At 70.8% G+C, this 620-nt stretch carries 1 protein-coding gene; it reads left to right on the top strand.

What is annotated here, in order from left to right; genetic code table 11:
• On the top strand, positions 1-611 hold a 611-nt coding region (locus CCN51_RS52085; RefSeq protein WP_158104807.1), incomplete at its 5' end, for a PTS sugar transporter subunit IIA.
• Positions 612-620 lie beyond the last annotated feature (9 nt).

The raw sequence follows: 620 nt of genomic DNA, 5'->3' as shown, positions 1-620 counted from the left end.
GGGTCGCGGCGGAGGGGGCGGGTGCGGGTGCGTCTGCGACTGCTTCTGCGGCTGGGACTGCTTCCGGGGCTTCTGCGGCTGGGGCTGCTTCTGCTTCTGCTTCTGCTCCGGCTCCTGCGGCTGTGTCCGAGGGGGCTTCGGCAGATCGGGCGGATCAGGTGCTGTCCGGGTATCTGACCGAGCAGACCGTACGGGAGCGGCTGGCGGCGGACGGCAAAGAGGCCGCCATACGTGAGATGGCCGAACTGCTGACCACCTCCGGCAAGGTCGCCGATGTGGCGGAGCTGGTCCGGGCGGCACTGGCCCGCGAGGAGCAGGGCACGACCGGCCTCGGCGAGGAGATCGCGATCCCGCACGCCAAGACGGACGCGGTGACCGAGCCCGTCGTCGGCTTCGCCCGGTCGCCGGAGGGCATCGAGTGGGGTGCGCTCGACGATACGAAGGCCAAGCTGGTGTTCATGATCGCGGTGCCGGAGGCAGCGGCGGGCGATGAGCACTTGCGGATCTTGGCGCTGCTCTCGCGGAAGCTGATGAGTGCGGAGTTCCGGGAGCGGCTGCTGGAGGCGGCGGACGAGGCGGCGATCCTGCGGGTGCTCGGCGAGATCGAGTAGCGGGGCGGG

The sequence above is a fragment of the Streptomyces milbemycinicus genome, from assembly GCF_002154605.1.
GTDB lineage: Bacteria > Actinomycetota > Actinomycetes > Streptomycetales > Streptomycetaceae > Streptomyces > Streptomyces milbemycinicus.
This window is presented reverse-complemented; position numbering and strand designations above follow the sequence as displayed.